The organism is Olavius algarvensis spirochete endosymbiont, from assembly GCA_900608495.1.
GTDB lineage: Bacteria > Spirochaetota > Spirochaetia > DSM-2461 > DSM-2461 > UBA2779.
The window spans coordinates 1-226 of sequence record UWYT01000026.1 but is presented as its reverse complement, the minus strand read 5'-3'; the positions used below and the strand labels follow the sequence as shown (position 1 = coordinate 226).

Sequence of the window (226 nt, the reverse complement as noted above, 5' to 3'; positions counted from 1 at the left end):
ATATTGAAGAGATGGAGTACGAGGGCTCCATCTCCCAGGGAAAGAAAATCCTCCATTCCCGCAGATATGGAAGCACTGGCGAACTGGAATATCACGATATTCTAACGTATCAGTACGATGATAAGGGAAGGCTTATCGCTTTTACAGCCAAAAATGTAGGAACGGATCCCTCAACTTGGCGTAAAACTCTGGAATACGATGCCAATCAAATCATTGTAAAGTCAGA

The 226-nt window shown here is 43.4% G+C and carries 1 protein-coding gene; it reads left to right on the top strand.

Translation table 11 applies throughout. From position 1 onward, the window contains the following. Positions 1-11 precede the first annotated feature (11 nt). Positions 12-226: hypothetical protein (locus tag S1OALGB6SA_RS09985; protein WP_195910205.1), on the top strand; the 215-nt coding region annotated here is incomplete at its 3' end.